Annotated in this window: 17 protein-coding genes and 2 pseudogenes; 14 read left to right on the top strand and 5 right to left on the bottom strand. The window is 68.8% G+C overall.

Annotation, left to right across the window (positions count from 1 at the left end):
- The first annotated feature begins 48 nt into the window (after nucleotides 1-48).
- The 4 genes from nhaA (at nucleotide 49) to ACQCSZ_RS19745 (ending at nucleotide 4,474) form a co-directional block, all read left to right on the top strand.
- Nucleotides 49-1,395, top strand: a complete 1,347-nt coding sequence (nhaA, locus tag ACQCSZ_RS19760) for a Na+/H+ antiporter NhaA (protein WP_427005356.1) — start codon at nucleotides 49-51, stop codon at nucleotides 1,393-1,395.
- Between the two features lie 58 nt (nucleotides 1,396-1,453).
- Nucleotides 1,454-2,839, top strand: coding sequence for an MBL fold metallo-hydrolase (locus ACQCSZ_RS19755; RefSeq protein WP_427005355.1), 1,386 nt, complete (start codon nucleotides 1,454-1,456; stop codon nucleotides 2,837-2,839).
- An 84-nt stretch (nucleotides 2,840-2,923) separates the two neighbouring features.
- A complete protein-coding gene (locus ACQCSZ_RS19750) occupies nucleotides 2,924-3,952 on the top strand; it encodes a PfkB family carbohydrate kinase (protein WP_427005354.1) in 1,029 nt (342 codons plus the stop codon).
- Nucleotides 3,953-3,961: 9 nt separating this feature from the next.
- A complete protein-coding gene (locus tag ACQCSZ_RS19745; protein ID WP_427005353.1) occupies nucleotides 3,962-4,474 on the top strand; it encodes a YbhB/YbcL family Raf kinase inhibitor-like protein in 513 nt (170 codons plus the stop codon).
- A gap of 130 nt (nucleotides 4,475-4,604) precedes the next feature.
- Here the strand turns inward: ACQCSZ_RS19745 and ACQCSZ_RS19740 are convergent, their stop codons facing one another.
- The gene (locus ACQCSZ_RS19740) at nucleotides 4,605-5,966 is read right to left on the bottom strand and encodes an MFS transporter (RefSeq protein ID WP_427005352.1); all 1,362 of its coding nucleotides are present in this window, start codon (nucleotides 5,964-5,966) and stop codon (nucleotides 4,605-4,607) included.
- 265 nt (nucleotides 5,967-6,231) lie between these two features.
- Between ACQCSZ_RS19740 and ACQCSZ_RS19735 the strand changes: the two genes are divergently transcribed.
- The 6 genes from ACQCSZ_RS19735 to ACQCSZ_RS19710 all read left to right on the top strand — a co-directional run bounded on the left by ACQCSZ_RS19735 (nucleotide 6,232) and on the right by ACQCSZ_RS19710 (nucleotide 12,296).
- Nucleotides 6,232-6,813: a PadR family transcriptional regulator gene (locus tag ACQCSZ_RS19735; protein WP_427005351.1), complete on the top strand. Its 582-nt coding sequence runs from the start codon at nucleotides 6,232-6,234 to the stop codon at nucleotides 6,811-6,813.
- Between the two features lie 158 nt (nucleotides 6,814-6,971).
- Nucleotides 6,972-8,081 (top strand): aromatic ring-hydroxylating dioxygenase subunit alpha, encoded by a 1,110-nt coding sequence (locus tag ACQCSZ_RS19730; RefSeq protein WP_427005350.1) that lies wholly within the window; start codon nucleotides 6,972-6,974, stop codon nucleotides 8,079-8,081.
- A gap of 105 nt (nucleotides 8,082-8,186) precedes the next feature.
- Entirely contained in the window at nucleotides 8,187-9,191 is a 1,005-nt protein-coding gene (locus ACQCSZ_RS19725; protein WP_427005349.1) for a PDR/VanB family oxidoreductase, read from the top strand.
- 184 nt (nucleotides 9,192-9,375) lie between these two features.
- Nucleotides 9,376-10,194, top strand: a complete 819-nt coding sequence (locus ACQCSZ_RS19720; protein ID WP_427005348.1) for an HAD family hydrolase — start codon at nucleotides 9,376-9,378, stop codon at nucleotides 10,192-10,194.
- A 139-nt stretch (nucleotides 10,195-10,333) separates the two neighbouring features.
- Nucleotides 10,334-11,077 (top strand): glycerophosphodiester phosphodiesterase, encoded by a 744-nt coding sequence (locus tag ACQCSZ_RS19715; RefSeq protein WP_427008397.1) that lies wholly within the window; start codon nucleotides 10,334-10,336, stop codon nucleotides 11,075-11,077.
- Nucleotides 11,078-11,171: 94 nt separating this feature from the next.
- On the top strand, nucleotides 11,172-12,296 hold the full coding sequence (locus ACQCSZ_RS19710; protein WP_427005347.1) for a glycerate kinase: 1,125 nt from the start codon (nucleotides 11,172-11,174) through the stop codon (nucleotides 12,294-12,296).
- Between the two features lie 4 nt (nucleotides 12,297-12,300).
- Here the strand turns inward: ACQCSZ_RS19710 and ACQCSZ_RS19705 are convergent.
- A pseudogene (locus ACQCSZ_RS19705) lies at nucleotides 12,301-12,962 on the bottom strand (DUF6766 family protein).
- Between the two features lie 43 nt (nucleotides 12,963-13,005).
- A complete protein-coding gene (locus tag ACQCSZ_RS19700) occupies nucleotides 13,006-13,449 on the bottom strand; it encodes a DUF6328 family protein (RefSeq protein WP_427005346.1) in 444 nt (147 codons plus the stop codon).
- Between the two features lie 230 nt (nucleotides 13,450-13,679).
- Between ACQCSZ_RS19700 and ACQCSZ_RS19695 the strand changes: the two are divergent.
- A pseudogene (locus ACQCSZ_RS19695) lies at nucleotides 13,680-13,793 on the top strand (NAD(P)-dependent dehydrogenase); the annotation flags it as partial.
- 60 nt (nucleotides 13,794-13,853) lie between these two features.
- A complete protein-coding gene (locus tag ACQCSZ_RS19690) occupies nucleotides 13,854-14,264 on the top strand; it encodes a hypothetical protein (RefSeq protein WP_427008481.1) in 411 nt (136 codons plus the stop codon).
- Nucleotides 14,265-14,362: 98 nt separating this feature from the next.
- Here ACQCSZ_RS19690 and ACQCSZ_RS19685 read toward each other — a convergent pair whose 3' ends face one another.
- Nucleotides 14,363-15,730: a uracil-xanthine permease family protein gene (locus ACQCSZ_RS19685; protein WP_427005345.1), complete on the bottom strand. Its 1,368-nt coding sequence runs from the start codon at nucleotides 15,728-15,730 to the stop codon at nucleotides 14,363-14,365.
- A 239-nt stretch (nucleotides 15,731-15,969) separates the two neighbouring features.
- Between ACQCSZ_RS19685 and ACQCSZ_RS19680 the strand changes: the two genes are divergently transcribed.
- Nucleotides 15,970-16,575, top strand: a complete 606-nt coding sequence (locus tag ACQCSZ_RS19680; protein ID WP_427005344.1) for a malonic semialdehyde reductase — start codon at nucleotides 15,970-15,972, stop codon at nucleotides 16,573-16,575.
- Between the two features lie 231 nt (nucleotides 16,576-16,806).
- Nucleotides 16,807-16,992, top strand: coding sequence for a hypothetical protein (locus ACQCSZ_RS19675; RefSeq protein ID WP_427005343.1), 186 nt, complete (start codon nucleotides 16,807-16,809; stop codon nucleotides 16,990-16,992).
- Between the two features lie 252 nt (nucleotides 16,993-17,244).
- Here ACQCSZ_RS19675 and ACQCSZ_RS19670 read toward each other — a convergent pair whose 3' ends face one another.
- Nucleotides 17,245-17,685 carry a hypothetical protein gene (locus tag ACQCSZ_RS19670; protein ID WP_427005342.1) on the bottom strand — a complete coding sequence of 147 codons (441 nt, stop codon included), beginning with the start codon at nucleotides 17,683-17,685 and terminating at the stop codon, nucleotides 17,245-17,247.
- Between the last annotated feature and the right edge of the window lie 418 nt (nucleotides 17,686-18,103).

The following is an 18,103-nucleotide window of genomic DNA, read 5'->3' as shown; positions in this document are numbered from 1 at the left end:
CGGGAAGTCTGGTCGGCATGATTCTGTCGAGCCAACGTTTAGGACCCCATGAGCGCCACACCTCCTCCCGCCCGCCCGCGCCCCACCGTCTTCGGCCGCGGCAGTTACGCCGAATCACTGCGGATCGGGGAAATCCTCCGGAAGGAAACGGTGGGCGGCGCCCTGCTGGTCGCGGCGGCCGTGATTGCCCTCGTCTGGGCCAACTCGCCGGCCTCGGACAGCTACTTCGCCCTGCGGGACTTCCGGATTGGCTACGCGCCCTGGCACCTTGACCTGAGCCTGGGGGCGTGGGCGGCCGACGGGCTGCTGGCCATCTTCTTCTTCCTCGTCGGGCTCGAGCTCAAACGGGAGTTCATCGCGGGCGACCTGCGGCAGCTAAGCAAATCGGTCGTTCCCGTCGCCGCTGCCGTTGGCGGCGTCATTGTTCCCGCCCTGGTCTTCGCGCTGGTGAACCTCTCCAGCCCCGGGACGCTGCGCGGCTGGGCGATCCCCACCGCCACCGACATCGCCTTCGCCGTCGCGGTCCTGGCCATCATCGGCTCGCACCTGCCCAGTGCCCTGCGGATCTTCCTGCTCACCCTCGCCGTGGTGGATGACCTGCTGGCCATCGGCATCATCGCGGTCTTCTATTCCAGCGACCTCCAGCCCGTGCCGCTGCTGCTGGCGCTGCTCCCGCTGGGCCTTTATACGTTCCTGGCGCAGAAGTGCCGGCGGTTTTTCGGCAGGCACGCCATGGCCGCGTGGTTCATCCTGCTGCCCCTCGCCGCCGCGACCTGGGCATTCGTGCATGCCTCCGGCATCCACGCCACGGTGGCCGGGGTCCTGCTCGGCTTCGCCATCCCGGTGCTCCGGTCCCGGGCCAGCGGAGGCCCGGACGCGGGGCCGGGACTGGCCGAAATCTTCGAACACCGCTCCCGGCCGATTTCCGCCGGGATCGCCGTACCGCTTTTCGCTTTTTTCTCCGCGGGCGTCGCCGTGGGCGGCTGGGCGGGGCTGGGCTCGGCGCTGGCCGATCCGGTGGCGGTGGGCGTCATCCTGGCCCTGGTGCTGGGCAAACCGGCAGGCATCCTGGGGACCACATGGCTCCTGACCAAGGCCACAAGGGCACGGCTGGATGCTTCCTTCAAATGGATCGACATCTTCGGGGTCTCGATCCTGGCCGGCATCGGCTTCACCGTGTCCCTGCTGGTCGCCGAGCTGAGCTTCGGCCAGGGCAGCGTCCACGACGACCACGCCAAGGTGGGGATCCTGGCGGCCTCCGTGCTGGCGGCCCTCCTCGCCACCGCGGTGCTGCGGACCCGGAACCGGCACTACCGCCGGGCCGAGGAAGAGGAAAAGGTCGATTCGGACCACGACGGCATCCCCGACGTGTACCAGCAGGACAGCGCCAGCTAAGGAGCCCAGCCCGCACAGCCGGCTTGATTTCACGCCCCCAACGGTCATGATGGGAACCATGGAGGTCATTGTCATCGAGACCCCGCAGTTGGGGGACCGGAGCTACCTGGTCCATGACGGATCGGTGGCGCTGGTCATCGACCCGCAGCGGGACACGGACCGCGTCGAGGCGGCCGCCAGGGCGGCCGGCGTCGTCATCACGCACGTGGCGGAAACCCACGTGCACAATGACTACCTCAGCGGCGGCCTGGAACTGGCCAGGGCCCACCACGCCAGCTACCTCGTGAACGCCGCGGATGCCGTGGCGTTCGAGCGGGTGCCCATCACCGGCGGCCAGACCCTGAAGGTGGGTTCGCTGACGGTCAAGGCCGTCGCCACGCCCGGTCACACCCACACGCACCTGTCCTTCATCGTCGACGACGGCGGGAAGCGGGCCGTCTTCTCCGGGGGAAGCCTGCTCTACGGCTCGGTCGGCCGCACGGACCTCGTTGCCGAAGCGGACACGGTCGGCCTCACCCACGACCAGTACGCCTCGGTACGGCGCCTCGCCGCCGAAGCCGGGCCCGACGCCGCACTGTTCCCGACCCACGGCTTCGGCTCGTTCTGCTCGTCCGGCCCGGCGTCGGGCGCGGGGTCCTCGACAATCGGCGAACAGTTGACCGCCAACCATGCCCTGACGGACCCGGACGAGGAGCACTTCGTCCGCGAGCTCATGGGCAACCTCACGGCCTACCCCTCCTACTACGCGCACATGGGCGCAGCCAACGCCCAGGGCCCGGGCCCGGCGCAACTGGCCGTGCCGGAGTCGCTCGACGCCGGCGAGCTCGCCCGGCGCCTGGACGAGGGGGAGTGGGTAGTGGACCTGCGGCGCCGCGTGGCGTTCGCCAGCAACCACTTCCGGGGCGCCGTGAGCTTCGAATACGGGAACAGCTTCAGCACCTACCTGGGCTGGGTGATGCCGTGGGGCGGGCAGTTCACCCTCGTCGGCTCGCGCGGGGACGTGGAACACGCCATCCGCGACCTCACCCGCCTCGGCATCGAATCCCCGGACGCCGCCGTCGGCACGGACCCGCAATCGCTGGCCCCGACGGCTGCCCTGGCCTCCTATCCCCGCGTGGGCTGGGACGGGGTGCTTGAGGGCTGGGACGGGGTGCTTGAGGGCCTGGCGGGCGGGGACACGGTCCTGGACGTGCGGCGCGCCGACGAATACGCCAGGTCCAGGGTGGCCGGTGCCGTGAATGTCCCGCTGCATGAACTGCTGCTGCGCCTGGACGAGGTGCCGGCCGGAAGACTCTGGATCCACTGCGGCTCCGGCTACCGGTCCGGGATCGCCGCCAGCCTCCTGCAGCGCGCCGGCAGGGACGTGGTCCACATCGATGCCAGGTTCCACGACGCCGAGGCCGCCGGGATCCAGATGGACTGGTCCCGCGCAATCCCCGGCTGAGCGGACCACGCGCGTCGAAAGGCGCCGGAACACAGGTTCCGGAACACAGCGGCGCCCGGCTGCGTTCTCTGGCAGAGTATGAGCATGCTCACAGTTATTGGCGAGGGACTTGTTGATGTTGTCCGGCGCTCCTCCGGTGTCCAGGCCCACGTCGGCGGCAGCCCCCTGAACGTCGCGGTGGGGCTGGCGCGGCTGGACCACCCCGTGCAGTTCATCGGCCGCTACGGGCGGGACCCCTACGGCGACTCGGTCGCGGCCCACCTCCGGTCCAGTTCCGTGCTGCTGCCGCTGGCCCCGGACGGACTGGCCACCAGTGTGGCCACCGCCGTATTAGACGACGACGGCGCCGCCAGCTACACCTTCGACCTCGCCTGGGAGCTGCCCGGCCTCGCCGGGCGCCTGCCGTTCCTGCTGCAGGGCACCACCCTGCTGCACACCGGCTCGATCGCCACCATGCTGGCGCCGGGCGCCGCCGCGGTGCTGGCCGCCGTCGAGCATGCCCATCCGTCAACGACGGTCAGCTTTGATCCCAACTGCCGGCCGAGCATCATCACCGACGTCGACTACGCGCGCGGGCAGGCGGAGAAGTTCGTCGTCCTGGCGGACATCGTCAAGGCCTCCGACGAAGACCTCGAATGGCTGTACCCCGGCGTGGATCCGCTCGACTCGGCGCGGCGCTGGCTGTCGCTGGGCGGCACGGAAGGTCCCGCGATGGTGGTGGTGACCCGCGGCGCCGAGGGGCCCTGGGGCATCAACGCCGCCGGCGAAACGCACTTTCCCGCGCCCGCTGTGGAGGTGGCGGACACCGTCGGGGCGGGGGACTCCTTCATGGCCGCGCTGCTCTCCGTGGTGGTGGACCTGGGCCTGGACGGGGCGCAGAACCGCAAGGACCTCCGCGGACTCTCGGCCGGCTCGCTCCGCCAACTCCTGGCTCGCGCCGCCTTCGCCGCCGCCGTGACAGTGTCCCGCGCCGGCGCGAACCCGCCCAACCGGGCGGAACTCAACCGGATGGAGCAGGGGGCCGCGGATTCCGACACCGCCGAATCGGACAGTGCCGGTGCGGACAGTGCCGAAACCGCCGGCGCCGGAATCGCCGACCTCAACAGCAACTGAAGAGCAGCCATGACACGCCACGATATTCCCGCTCTCCACGTCAGCAGCGAGTCGTTCAAGGAAGGCCAGACCCTCCCGCCGGCCCAGCGGAGCGGGAAAATGCGCGCCGGCGGCCAGGACGAATCCCCGCAGCTGGGCTGGAGCGGGGCCCCGGCCGGCACCAGGAGCTACACCGTGACCATGTTCGACCCCGACGCTCCCGGCCACGGCGGATTCTGGCACTGGGCCGTGCTGGACCTCCCCGCCGGCGTCACCTCGCTGCCGGCCGGTGCGGGCGCCGAGGACAACCGGCGGCTTCCTCCCGGCGCCCTGCAGCTGAAGAACGACGCCGGCTTCCACGGCTACCTGGGTGCCGCGCCGCCGCCGGGCCACGGGCCGCACCGCTACGTCGTCACGGTCTATGCCCTGGACGTGGAGCAGTCGGGGCTGGACGCAGGCACCTCCCCGGCCAAGCTGGAAGCGAAGCTGGCCCCGCACATCCTGGGCCGGGGAACCCTGACCGGCATCTTCGAGCGGCACTAGGGACGGATCCGGCCGGGTCCCGGCCGGGCCGCGGCGCCGAAATCGCCGGAACCCTGCCGACGTCGCCGGCACGGTTCGGCGATCCCGGCACGCTTCCGGCGATTTCGCGCCCGGCGGCAGGCCTGCCGGGTCAGACCGCCGTCGTCAGCTTCTCCTCGGCGGCCTCGGCGGCCGCGGCACCTGAGCTGGCCTGGGCGATGGACGGCCGCATGGCGGCCACGGCGGCACCGGCCACGAGGACCACGACGCCGACCCCCATGTAGAGCATGGAAGCCGTCCAGTGCGCATCCAGCAGGGCGCCGGTGATCAGCGGGGCGACGATCGCGCCGACCCTGCCGATCCCGATGGCCCAGCCGACGCCGGTGCTCCGCACGGACGCGCCGTAGAGCGCCGGGGCGATGGTGTACATGCCGGCGATGCAGCCGTTGATCAGCATGCCCACGACGCCGCCGGCCGCAAAGGCCAGGGCGAGGATGCCGGCGGTGGAAATGAACATCACCATGGTGGCGGCGGACAGCACCGCGAAGGCGATCATCACCTTGCGGCTGTTCCAGCGGATGGTCAGCACGCCGTAGAGGAGCGAGCCGAAGGTTCCGCCCAGGGTCAGCATCAGGCCGCCGGTGACGCCCTGGCTCTCGGTCATTCCGGCGGTCACCAGGAGCCGCGGCGTCCAGCTGTTCACGAAGTAGAAGCCGAACATGGTGGCAAAGAAGGCGAGCCACACGAGCAAAGTGGAGCGGCGGTTTCCTGCCGTGAACAGTTCGGAGAGCTTGTTCTTTTTCCCGGTTTTGGCGATGGCGGCGACGGCGGGGAGTTCCGTCAGCGCGGGCTGTCCGATCCTGCGGGCGATCTTGTTGAGGCGGTCGACGACGTTCCGGGGGCGGCGGCTGGCCAGGAAGTCCACGGACTCGGGCAGCAGGGCGGCCAGCAGCAGGAGCGTGGCGGCGGTGCAGATGCCGCCGAACAGGAACACCGAACGCCAGCCGAAGCTTGCCTGCAGACTCACGGCGGCCGCACCGCCGAGCGTCGCGCCGATGCCGTAGCCGGCGGTGTAGATGCTGATCGCCAGCCCCCGCCACCGCTTGGACGAATACTCGCTCGCGATCACGTTGGTGCAGGCGAGAATGCCGCCGATGCCCAGGCCCGTCACCACCCGCCAGATACCCAGTTCCACGGCCGAATGGGACAGGGCGGCCAGCAGCATTCCCGCGGTCGCCAGGCCGACGGAGATCAGGACCATGGGCCTGCGCCCGATGACGTCGGCGAAGGGGGCCAGCCCCAGCGAACCGGCCGCCATGCCCACCAGCCCGGCGCTGAGCAGGATGCCCAGCTCGCCGCCGCTGAGACCGAATTCGCGGGTGACACTGTTGGCGGTGAAGGCCATGGCCAGGACGTCGAAGCCGTCCAGGGCATTCAGGACGATGCACAGCCCCACGATGAGCCATTGGTACGGGGACATGCGTGACGCGTCGATGCGTTCTTGGAGCTGCATGGGAACTACTTTCTGGAGGCCGCGGACGGTCCGGGCAATTGCTGGGCGTAGGGGCGCGGAAGTGTGGAGAGGGCTTCCGGTGCCGGCTGCCGGACCTCCTCGACGAAGGGGCGGCAGCCTGGACTATCTATACTGATAGTGAGATGTGGTGTGAACCACAGCATAACTATGATGGTAGTTAGTTGACAAGCGCTTTAATGGAGACGGCCCCCGGCCTGGCCGCAAGGCATGCCGGCGGTCGCCTGACCGAGAGGAACGGTGGCGGGTGAGTCTGCGGTACGCCCTGCTTGCATTGCTGACGTCCCAGCCCCTCACGGGCTACGACGTTTTCAAACACTTCGAACACTCCGTCGGCTACGTCTGGCACGCGCCGGACTCCCAGATCTATCCCGAACTCCGGCGGATGGAAAAGGACGGCCTGCTCAGCGGCGTGGAAGAGCCCTGGGGTAAAAAAGGCAAGAAAAAGCGCTACCACATCACCCCCGAGGGGGTGGAGGCCTTCCGCGCCTGGATGAACACCACCCTCGACTACAGCCGGGAGCGGGACCCGATCCACCTCAAGGCGGCCTACCTCGAGTGGGCCGACCCCGACGCGGCGCGGGCCCAGATGCGCGCCCACATCGACTACCACTCCTCCCGCGTGCAGCAGTGGCAGGAGATGATCGCTGCGCTGGACGACCGGAGCAACCCCACCCTGGCGCGGCGCCTCGAAGTGGCGCCCGAGGAGGACCGGGCGAAGATCGCCGGGTACAAGATCTTCACGTACGAGGGCATGATCGACCGCGCCAAGGCCGAGATCGAGTGGGCCAGGCGTGGCCTTGAACTGATCGACAAACTGGAGTCCTGAGCGACGAAAGGCCCGGAAACCCGCGTGGTTCCGGGCCTTTTCCATGCCGTCCCCCGGGTGTGCCGCGCGCCGCCCTTGCAACTATCTATGGGCATAGTTATGCTGTGATCCAGCCCACTACCTATGGATATAGATATAGCGTGACGGAAGGAACGATCATGACCGCACTGGCGCAGCCCATGAGCTCAACGACCAACAAGGTGCTGGGCTATCCGCTCAACGCCTGGTACGTGGCGGCCTGGGACCACGAAGTGACCCGCAAGCCGATGTCCCGGCGGATCGCGGACCGCCCGCTGGCCCTGTACCGCACCGAAGACGGAAAGGCAGTGGCCCTGGCGGACGCGTGCTGGCACCGGCTGGCACCCTTGTCCATGGGCAAGACGCTGGGCAAGGACCAGATCCAGTGCCCGTACCACGGCATCGTCTACAACTCCGCGGGACGCTGCGTCTCGATGCCTGCCCAGGAAACCATCAATCCCAGTGCCACGGTCCCGTCCTTTCCGGTGGTCGAACGCTACCGCTACGTGTGGGTATGGCTCGGCGACCCCACCCTGGCCGATCCGGACCTGGTGCCGGACATGCACCAGATGTCCTCGGACGAATGGGCCGGCGACGGCCAGACCATCTTCGCCCCGTGCAACTACCAGCTGGTGCTGGACAACCTCATGGACCTCACCCACGAGGAATTCGTGCACTCCTCCACGATCGGCCAGGACGAACTGAGCGATTCGGACTTCATCGTGTCCCAGGACGGCAACACCGTGACGGTCACCCGCTGGATGCTCGACATCGACGCCCCGCCGTTCTGGCTCAAGAACATGCGCGACAAGTTCCCGGGCTTCGAAGGCAAGGTGGACCGCTGGCAGATCATCACCTTCCAGTCGCCGTCGACCATCAACATCGACGTCGGGGTCGCCAAGGCGGGCACCGGGGCGCCGGAGGGGGACCGCAGCCAGGGCGTGAACGGTTTCGTCATGAACACCATCTCCCCGGAGAGCGCGAAGACCTGCCACTACTTCTGGGCCTTCATGCGCAACTACCGGCTGGAGAGCCAGCTGATCACCACCCAGCTGCGCGACGGTGTGCACGGGGTGTTCGGGGAGGACGAGGCCATGCTCAAGGCCCAGCAGGAGGCGATCGACGCGAACCCCGACTACGAGTTCTACAACCTCAACATCGACGCCGGCGGCATGTGGGTGCGGCGGCTGATCGAGCGCCAGCTCATGGCCGAAGGCCGACATCCCGGCCGGCTCATCCCGGCCGTCTGACCCCGGCAACCTGACACAGCCGCCCGGCACACACGCCCCGGCACAGCCGGAACGGCAGGCACCTTTCCCCGGGGCGTCAGATGCCCAAGACGATAGAAGAAGGACATGGCAGCAACAAACATCGAGGTTTGGCAAACGGGTACGGTCGTCGAGGCCGAGACCATCACCGCGGACATCCGGCGCCTGGTCCTGGCACAGTCGATCCCCAAAAAGGCGGAGCCCGGCTCGCACCTCGACGTGATGGTCACGATCAACGGGGAACGCCAGAAGCGCTCCTATTCCGTCGTGGACTCCAGCGAGGACGGCCGCCGGGTGGCCATCAGCGTCTTCAAAGCCCCGCAATCCCGCGGCGGCTCGGTGTACATGCAGGGGCTCGGGGCGGGCGACCGGCTCGAGATCACCCAGCCGCTGCAGAACTTCCCGCTCCGGATCGGCGCGCCGCGCTACGTGCTGCTGGCCGGGGGGATCGGCATCACCGCGCTGCTCAACATGGCGCGCGTGCTCCGCAACATCAAGGCCGACTACACCCTCGTCTACGCCGGCCGCAGCCGGGCCGCCATGGCCTACCTGCCCCAGCTGCAGCAGCTGCACGGGGACGCGCTCCGGCTGCACGTCGACGACGAAGGCACGGCGCTGAAGGTGGACGAGCTGCTGGCCGGCGTGGGCCGGGACACCGAACTGTACATGTGCGGACCGATCCGCCTGATGGACGCCGTGAAGCGGGGCTGGGACACGCGCGGCCTCGCCGGGCCCAACCTCAGGTTCGAGACCTTCGGCAACAGCGGCTGGTACGACCCCGAGGAATTCGTCGTCCGGGTGCCCCGCCTGGGCATCGAGGCGACCGTGGGTCCCGGAACGTCCATGCTGGAGGCCCTCGAGGGCGCCGGCGTGGACATGATGTTCGACTGCCGCAAGGGTGAGTGCGGCCTGTGCGAAGTCCGGCTGCTGGGGCTGCAGGGCTCCATCGACCACCGCGACGTCTTCTACAGCGAACGCCAGCAGCACGCGGCGGCGAAGATGTGCTGCTGCGTCTCCCGGGCCGTCAGCTCCGCAGCGGGGGCGCGGGCGGACTCCGGCGGGGAACGCGCCGTCGTCACGATCGACGTCTGAGCTGGACCCGGCGTCCGCGGCGCCGAAATCGCCGGAAGCCTGCGGACTCGCCGCGGCGTTCCGGCGACGTCGGCACGCTTCCGGCGATTTCGCGCCCGCGACTCGCCCGCGACTTCGGCTCAGGCAGGCCACCGTCCCCCACGGGCGCCCCTGCGGAGTCCCGGCCTCAACGTAGACTGGCAGTATGCGGCTGGTAGCAAGTGACATTGACGGAACGATCCTCGGCCACGACGGCAGGATCAGCGACCGCACCGTCCGCGCGTTCCACGCCTGCCGCGACGCCGGCGTCGAACTGGTCTTCGTGACCGGGCGCCCGCCGCGCTGGCTGCACCCCCTGCGCGAGCAGCTGGGCCACACCGGAACAGTCATCTGCTCCAACGGCGCCGTGGTGTGGGACCTTGAGGCGGACCGCCTGGTCTCGGCCCGGGGCCTGGAGCTCGACGCCGTCTTCGAGGCCCGCCGCATCATCCGGCGGCTGCGCCCCGCGGCTCTGTTCGCCGCCGAGACCCTGACCGGTTTCCACCTGGAACCGGGGTTCATCGAGGACGGCTCCAGCCGGCTGCTCGCCGAGTACACGCCGGCCGCGCTGCACACCACGCTCACCGCGGCGGATTCCGTGGTGAAGTTCCTGGCCGTCGTCCGCGCCGGGACCGCCGATGAGTTCCTGGCCGAGGTGTCGCCCGCCGTCGCGCACCTGGCGGCGGCCACCCACTCGGCGCCGGGCATGGCGCTCCTGGAACTCTCCCTCCCCGGCGTGAACAAGGCCGTCACCCTGGCCGCGTATGCCGCATCGCTGGGCATCGAGGCGCAGGACGTGGTGGCCTTCGGGGACATGCCCAACGACATCGAGATGCTGCGCTGGGCCGGCGACGGCTACGCGATGGCCAGCGGCCACCCGGAGGCGATCCGCGCCGCCGGCCAGCAGGCCCCGCATTTCGACGACGACGGCGTGGCCCAGGTCCTTGAGGCCAAGCTCGCCGGCCTGGGCCTCCGGCTTCCCTGACCGCAGGTCCAGGCAGGACCGGTACGCTTCAGGGGTGAGCGTTCCGCACCCCTTCTTTGCCGCCGGCGGCAGCCTCGACGGCGCCGCCGCCGGCGGCCTGAATGATGAGGGCCGTGCGCCTGCCGCGGCGCCCCTCGCGATGGCCCACCGCGGCTTCTCCCTGGACGGCCTGGAAAACTCGATGGCCGCGTTCCGCGCCGCCGTCGGCCTCGGGTTCCGGCACCTGGAGACAGACGTCCACACCACGGCCGACGGCGTGCTGCTGCTGTTCCACGACGAGTCACTGGACCGGGTCACGGACGGACACGGCCGGATCTCGGAGCTCCCCGCGGCGACCGTCGCCCGGGCGAGGATCGGCGGTGTGGAGCCGGTCCCGCTGTTCGAGGAGCTCGTCGCCGCCTTTCCGGAGGTCCGGCTCAACCTGGACGTCAAGGACTGGAACTCGGTGGACCCCCTGGCCGCCGCGATCGAGCGGTACGGGCTCCATGACCGGGTGCTGATTGCCAGCTTCTCGGACCGCCGGCGCCGCGCGGTGCTGAAGCAGTTGAGCCGGCCCGCCGCGGGCTCGGCCGGCGTCGTCTCCAACGCCCTGTTCGTCCTGCTGGGTCCGGTGTTGCCGGCCCCGCTGCTGCGTCTGGTCGCGGCGCGGGTGCTCCGCGGCGTCCACGCCCTGCAGGTCCCGGTCCGCTACGGCGCCGTGCCGGTGGTGACTCCCGGCTTTGTGCGGCGCGCCCACCGCCACGGCCTGCAGGTGCACGTCTGGACCATCAACGAGCAGGCCGAAATGCACCGGCTGCTGGACCTCGGCGTGGACGGGATCGTCACCGACCGCGCCGACCTGCTCAAAGCGGTGCTGCAGGAACGCGGCGAGTGGCGGCGGTGACGCCCGCGCCTCGATGAGTTCGCGGACGAAGCAGCCCGGACCTCCCAGCCGGCCGCCGGCACCGGGCCCGCAGCCGGGCTGGCAGGATAGAGCCATGCGCATCCTCATCGCCCCGGACAAGTTCAAGGGCTCCCTCACCGCCGCCGAAGCCGCCGCCGCCATCGCCGAGGGCGCCCTCCGCGTCTATCCCGACGCCGAGGCCGTCCAGTTCCCGGTCGCCGACGGCGGCGAGGGAACCCTGGAGGCAGCCGTCGCGGCCGGGTACGAGGAGCGGCTCAACGCCGTCGTCGGCCCGATCCTGGCGCCGGTCGGCGCGGCCTGGGCCCTCCGCAAGGACGCGTTCGGCGGCGGCACCGCCGTAATCGAAACCGCGCAGGCGTCCGGCCTGGCGCACATGGAACCGACTCCGGCCAACGCGCTGCGCGCCCACAGTTACGGCTGCGGCCAGCTGATCGCGGCGGCGATGGATGCCGGCGCCACGGAGATCGTGCTGGGCCTGGGCGGCTCGGCCATGACCGACGGCGGCAGCGGCGCCCTTCGCGCGCTGGGGCTCAAACCGCTGGACGCCGCCGGCAACGTGGTGCCCCTGGGCGGCGGGTCGCTGGCGGATGTCGCTTCCGTGGACCTCAGCGGGCTCGATCCCCGGCTGGCCGCGGTCAGGTTCCGGATCGCCGTCGACGTGCAGAACACACTGTTCGGAAGCGACGGAGCGGCGCACGTCTTCGGCCCGCAGAAGGGCGCCGACGAGGACGCCGTGGAGCTGCTCGATGCGGGGCTGCGGAACTGGGCCTCGGTGCTGCGCCAGGCCACCGGCCGGGAAATCAACGTTCCGGGGGCCGGGGCGGCGGGCGGATTCCCGGCGTCGTTCCTGGCCTTCAGCAACGCCGCGCTGGAGGGCGGGTTCGAGCTGGTGGCCGGGCTCACCGGCCTTGCCGCCAGGCTCGCCGAGGCGGACCTCGTCATCACCGGCGAGGGGTCGCTGGATTCGCAGTCACTGGCCGGCAAGGCGCCGATTGCGCTCGCCGACGCCGCCCGGGACCTCGGCATCCCGGTGATCGTGGTGGCCGGCCGCATCCTGGTCACCCCGGAGGACCTCGCCCGGCACGGCGTGGTGGCCGCCGCGCAGCTGCTGGACCTCGCCGGGAGCCCGGCCGACGCCGTCGCGAACGCCGCGAAGTACCTCACCTGGGCCACCAGCCAGGTGCTTGAGGGGGCCTGAGCGTTCAGGTGCCGGTCTCGTAGTGGGGCTCGGCCACGGGTTTGGACTCGGGTGAGCCCTTTTCACGGAGGTCGACCGAGGCGCCGACGAGGACGGCGACGGCCAGGAATTCGCTTTGCCAGTTCTGGAACGATTCGAACCAGAAGCGGCTGGTCGCAAGATACTCGAGCACGGTGACCGGCGGTTGGCCGTGGCTCTCCTGCTCGCTGCTGTAGGCCGCGCTGCCGCCGGCGGCGTGGAGGGCGAACGAGGCCAGGAACAGCAGGATGAACATGATGGAAAGGGAATGTTCATAGAGCTTCAGCACCCAGCCCCCGCGCCGCACCGGCCACTGAGTGGCGGCCTTGAGTGTGGCGTTCCGCGGGTCCTGGTCCTGCGGGCTTCCTGGCCTATCGGCTTAGACTCCGAGGATCCTTTCTGGAAGAGGAAGACCGTCAGGAGGACGTACATGCCCATCTGCAGGAATTCCGATTCCCAGTTCTCAAACGTGGCTTCGACGAAATCGCCGGTGGCAAGGTACTCGGCCACGCTGACGGCCGGTTCCCCGTGCGCCACCTGGTCCTCGCTGTAGCTGCTCGCGCCGCTGAGGACCATTCCGCCGAAGAAGACGAGGAAGAGCCCGATGTTGGCCAGCAGCAGCCCGCGTTCCTTTACCCATTTGCCCATGCTTGCACCAGTTTCTTGTTGTGGATGGTGGATGCCGGTCCGGTCACGCCGCACTGTCCCCGGCGCCCGCCCGCTTGGCTGCCTCACGGTTGAGCCGGGCCGGAACGTAGACCAGCAGGACCAGCAGCACGGCCAGCAGCACCCCGCCCGCCGTCAGTCCGGCGGCGCGGCCCGCAGTGACGTCAAAGACCAGTGCCGCCGAGCCCACGCTGAGCAGCCCGACGCCCCCCAGCGCGAACTTCGTGATGTTGTCCGCGCTTGCCACGAGGGCGGCTTTCAGGTGCTGGCGGAACAGCCGCCGGTGCACGCTCACCGGCAGCAGTATCACGGCGGTGGTCAGGGCGGCCAGCGACACATCCGCGAGGTAGAGGCCCTTCTGGAAAGCGTCCAGGCTGGGGAACCGGGCCTGGAAGGGTAACGTCAGCAGGAAGCCCGCGAGGATCTGGACGCCGGTCTGGAGGACGCGGAGCTCCTGGATCAGTTCCATCCAGTTCCATCCAGTTCCGGTCCAGGCGCTGGTCCGCGCTTTCATTCCGGCCGGGGTCGGGCGAAATTTCCGGATCGGACATCGGCGCACCTCCCCGCTCGTGGACGCGCCGCGACGCGGCCGTCAGGACTCAACCTATGCTCGGGAGTTGCTAATTTCAAGTTGGTACTAAGGCTGCTGACTATTTCCGGGTAGGGTGGAATTGTTTACGTTGCTGGGGCAGTTTTTCAATGGGACCGCCGCACCGCGGACCCGGCGAAGAAAGCTGCCGGGGGAGCGGCACCCTCGAGGGGAAGGCCGCGCTGATTACCGGCGGAGACTCGGGGACCGGCAGGGCGGTGGCCTCTGAACGCCTTTCCATCAGATTTCCCAGCAACAGCTTTCCGACAAGCAGGAGGAATGACATGAGCCAGGAGCAGCAGCACGGAAACCCGGCCGAGGAAGCCGGCGGCTACGGAACGCCGACCGTAGAGCAGGAAATGCCCGGCGGTGACGACACCAAGAAGTTCGCCCAGCCGCGGGAGGAGGAGGCGTTCGACGAGGCAGGCCTGAGCCAGGACAGCACAGACGGCGAGACATCCCCGGCCGGGGCGCCGGACCTCAGCCAGTTCGGAGCCGAAGACCAAGACAGTGCGGGAGAGCCCGGAGCGGGACGCCTGGGCGGGACGGAGGATCAGATGAAGGCAGAAAAAGAGAGCACGGACCCCGGCTTCGAACCGGGCAGCGAAGCGGCGGCCGGGGGCGGCGACGCCGCGGTGCCGTCCGCCGATGCCGAGATGGATGCCGCCAACACCGAGGAACCCGACGCCGATTAAGCTCCGCGGGCCACGCCCTGGAGGCCACAACAAAAAGGCCGGCATCCGGCCACCGGACGGTGGCCGGATGCCGGCCTTCGGCTCATCCCGGTGAAAGGCTAGCGGCGCTTCCTGCCGGCGCGCTTGGCCGCGGCGCTCGCGGCGGCCCTGACCGCCGGCGGCAGGCTCTGTAGTGCCGCGGGCGACTCCGTCTCAGGCTCGGCCACGGTGCCGCGGGCCTTGGCGATGGCCTTCATACCGTGGTAGATCACCAGGGCCGCGGCGGAACCCAGCGCGATGCCGGTGAACTTCAGGTCCCCGACGGTCCAGGTGTAGTCCGCGATGCCGACAATCAGGGCGACGGCGGCCGTGGTCAGGTTGACGGGGTTGGAGAAGTTCACCTTGTTCTGGACCCAGATCTTCACGCCGAGGACGCCGATCATGCCGTAGAGCATGGTTGCCGCGCCGCCCAGCACGCCGGCCGGGACGGTGGCGATGAGTTCACCGAACTTCGGCGAGAAGCTCAGCACCACGGCGAAGATGCCGGCCACCCAGTACGCCGCCGTCGAATACACCTTCGTGGAGGCCATGACGCCGATGTTTTCCGCGTAGGTGGTGGTGCCCGAACCGCCGCCGAGGCCGGCCAGCACCGTCGCCGCGCCGTCGGCCATCAGCGCCCGCCCGGAGACGCCGTCGAGGTTCTGCCCCGTCATGGCGGACACGGCCTTCACATGGCCGATGTTCTCGGCGACCAGCACCAGCACCACGGGCAGGAAGAGTCCGACGACGCCGAGGTGGAACTCGGGGGTCTGGAAGTGCGGCAGCCCGATCCAGGCGGCGCCGTCCATCTTGGAGTAGTCGACTTCGCCGCGCATCATCGCGACGAGGTAGCCCACCACGACGCCGACGAGGATGCTCAGCCTGCCCAGGATGCCGCGGAAAAAGACGCTGACCAGGATGATGACCGCGAGGGTGATCACGGCAGTGACGGGCGCGGAGTCGAAGTTCTGCCTCGCCGCCGGGGCCAGGTTCAGGCCGATCAGGGCGACGATCGCACCGGTGACGATCGGCGGCATCAGCCGGTTGATCCAGCCCGCCCCGAACTTCTGCACCACGGCTCCGATCACGGCCAGCCCGACGCCGGCCAGCACCACGCCGCCCAGCGCGCCGGGAACGCCGAACTGCTGCTGGGACGCCATGATCGGCGCGATGAAGGCGAAGCTGGAGCCCAGGTAGCTGGGCACGCGGCCCCGGGTGATGACCAGGAACAGCAGGGTGCCGATGCCGGAGAAGAACAGTGTGGTGGCGGGCGGCATGCCGGTGATGATCGGGACCAGGAACGTGGCGCCGAACATGGCGACAACGTGCTGCATCCCGACGCCGATGGTCAGGGGCCAGGCCAGGCGCTCGTCGGGCCTGACGACCTCGCCGGGGCGGATCGACCTGCCGTTGCCGTGGAGCTTCCATTTGGTACCGAGCATGCTCATTGCCGGGGGCCTTTCGGGGAATGTGGCGGGAATGTGGCGGGGCGCGGAAGGAATCTTCCGGAGCAACTTTACCGCGCGGCCGTTCCCGGGTGATCCGTGCGGTTCTGCCCTGTGCCGGCCCGCTGTGCCGAACGTCACGGGCCGACGCGGGAAGCGGGCGATCGACGTCGAGGTTGCAACTATGGAAAGCAGAACGCCAGCCATCACCCGGGTGCGCCGGCCCAGCGAAAGGGACGCGAATGACAATCGCCCATGACGAAGCAGTAATTGACGCAGCCGCCGTAGACGCAATCTTTGCCGAAGCACGCACTGCCAATGCCTTCACCGGGGAGGTCACGGACGAGCAGGCACGTGCCATCTACGAACTGACCAAGTTCGGCCCCACCGCCTTCAACTCCCAGCCGATGCGCGTCACCTATGTCCGCTCCGAGGAAGCCCGCGCGACCCTCGTGGGCGCCCTCTCCAACGGCAACCGCGCCAAGACGGCCGCCGCACCCCTCGTCGCCATCCTCAGCTACGACACGTCCTGGCAGGAGCAGTGGGACAGCTTCCTTCCCGGGTACAACGCCCCCAAGGCCATGTACGACGCCGCCCCGGACCTCGCCGCCGCCACGGGCAACAACAACGCCCACTTGCAGGCCGGCTACTTCATCCTCGCCGTCCGCTCCCTCGGATTCGCCGCCGGTCCCATGACGGGTGCGGACTTCCCGGCGATCGATGCCGCGTTCTACGCCGACGGCAGCCAGAAGAGCTTCCTCGTGGTCAACATCGGCCAGCCCGGCGTGGACGCGTGGGGCGAGGCCAAGCCGAAATTCGCCTATGAGGACGTCGTCCGCACCGTCTAAGGGTTTCCTCACGGGCGGGTGCCTCCGGCAGGCTCGTCCCGCGGAGGTGCCTCCGGCACCATGGGGGACAGGCCGGAGGCACGCGGGACGCAAATATGCGGTTGAGTGCAAGGCCTACGCCCGGGGCCACTTCCTATTTTAGTCCTCTTTTCAGTCCGCCGCGGGGCCGTGGCTGGGGCGATCTGCGCCGCCGTTGGCTACGTCCTGACCGCGATGAAGGCCACCTTTCGCATGCCCACCGACGTTGGGTTCCGGTGGGAGCGCAACGGCGTTGGCATCACCGGTGCCACCGCGGCCACCTACAAGCTCGCGGCCGCCGACAAGGGAGCCAAGATCACCGTCCGCACGCTGGTGAAGGTCTATGCCACAGGCCTCCCCGGGGTTTCCATCGTGAGCGCCCCGATCGGAATCGGCTAATTGGCCCCTTCTGCTGTCCGGGGTACGGTCTTTCCCGTATACCCCGGTCTTGTCGCGAGCGCGCCCGTCTGGCTGCCTGAGCCGCCCCAGTCTGCGGACGAACTGCCGGTGGAGGTTCGAGCAGCCGCGCTGACACTGGGCGGACGTGATTGCCTGCAAACGCTCTTCACGATTTGCCTATGAAGGCTGGGAGACGACCGAGGCTTCTGCTTTCTCGTTTACGTCGTGGGGTGTTCTGGGGAGACTGCCGTCCTACCTGGTCGGCTCCCACTCTGGACTGCCATCTATTGAATCGGCGCCCCGGGGCGGCGTCGTCAGATGGGCGGTAATTCCCTGTGCCTCAAGTTCCTCCACAATGACGCGAAGCATTTTCTCGCCCATCGCCCGAGAGAGTTCACCTTTCGTGTCCAGATATGCCACCGGTCCTTTAGGTGTGAGGTGGACGGGCGACGAGTAATTCGGCGTGTATTCGTTTGTGGTTTCCAGCTCGGAGTCGGCTAACTCGTTGCCGTTGCCGTCAATGTGCATGCACCGCTCCATGGCGATGTAGAGGGCTTCGGCAGCCTTGTCTGTCTGATCGGTGATGACAAGGAAGAACGGCGACGGACCTTCCCACCCGTCCCAATCCTGGGAAATGGACCCATCCTCCGTCTGCTGGTCAAAGATGTCTGGAGCTACCGTAACGTTGGCCATTCTGTCCCCCTGAGTTATATTGACCGGTGCTGCGCTGCCATGCCGAAAGCGTACAAGGTCGTGGCCCGCTGAGTCAGAGGAGTCGAATTGACCAAAATAGGTAACTGCAGCGCTAAACCGTCTTGTCAGGGCCTGCAGGAGGTCGACAAGGGCGTCGCTAGGCTCGGGCAGCACAGGCTTCACTATTATCTTTTGCTGCTGTCCTTATGGTGTTGACGGGTGGTTCCGTGGCCGTTGTAGGGTCGTGGCTACCCGGGGGAGGCGGGTATGGCTTTGTTGCTGTGGCCGGACGACTCATCTCGTGACGGCTCCGAAGGATTGGCCGCCCGCCGCCCCGCGATGACCCGACCGCTCATTGAGAGACGCGACATGATCGCCGGATAAGGACACGACGGCGCGGTTATCTGCCGGGTTCCAC

This window comes from Pseudarthrobacter sp. H2 (assembly GCF_050157045.1).
GTDB lineage: Bacteria > Actinomycetota > Actinomycetes > Actinomycetales > Micrococcaceae > Arthrobacter.
The sequence above is the reverse complement of the archived record's forward strand: the minus strand, read 5'-3'. Positions and strand labels throughout refer to the sequence as shown.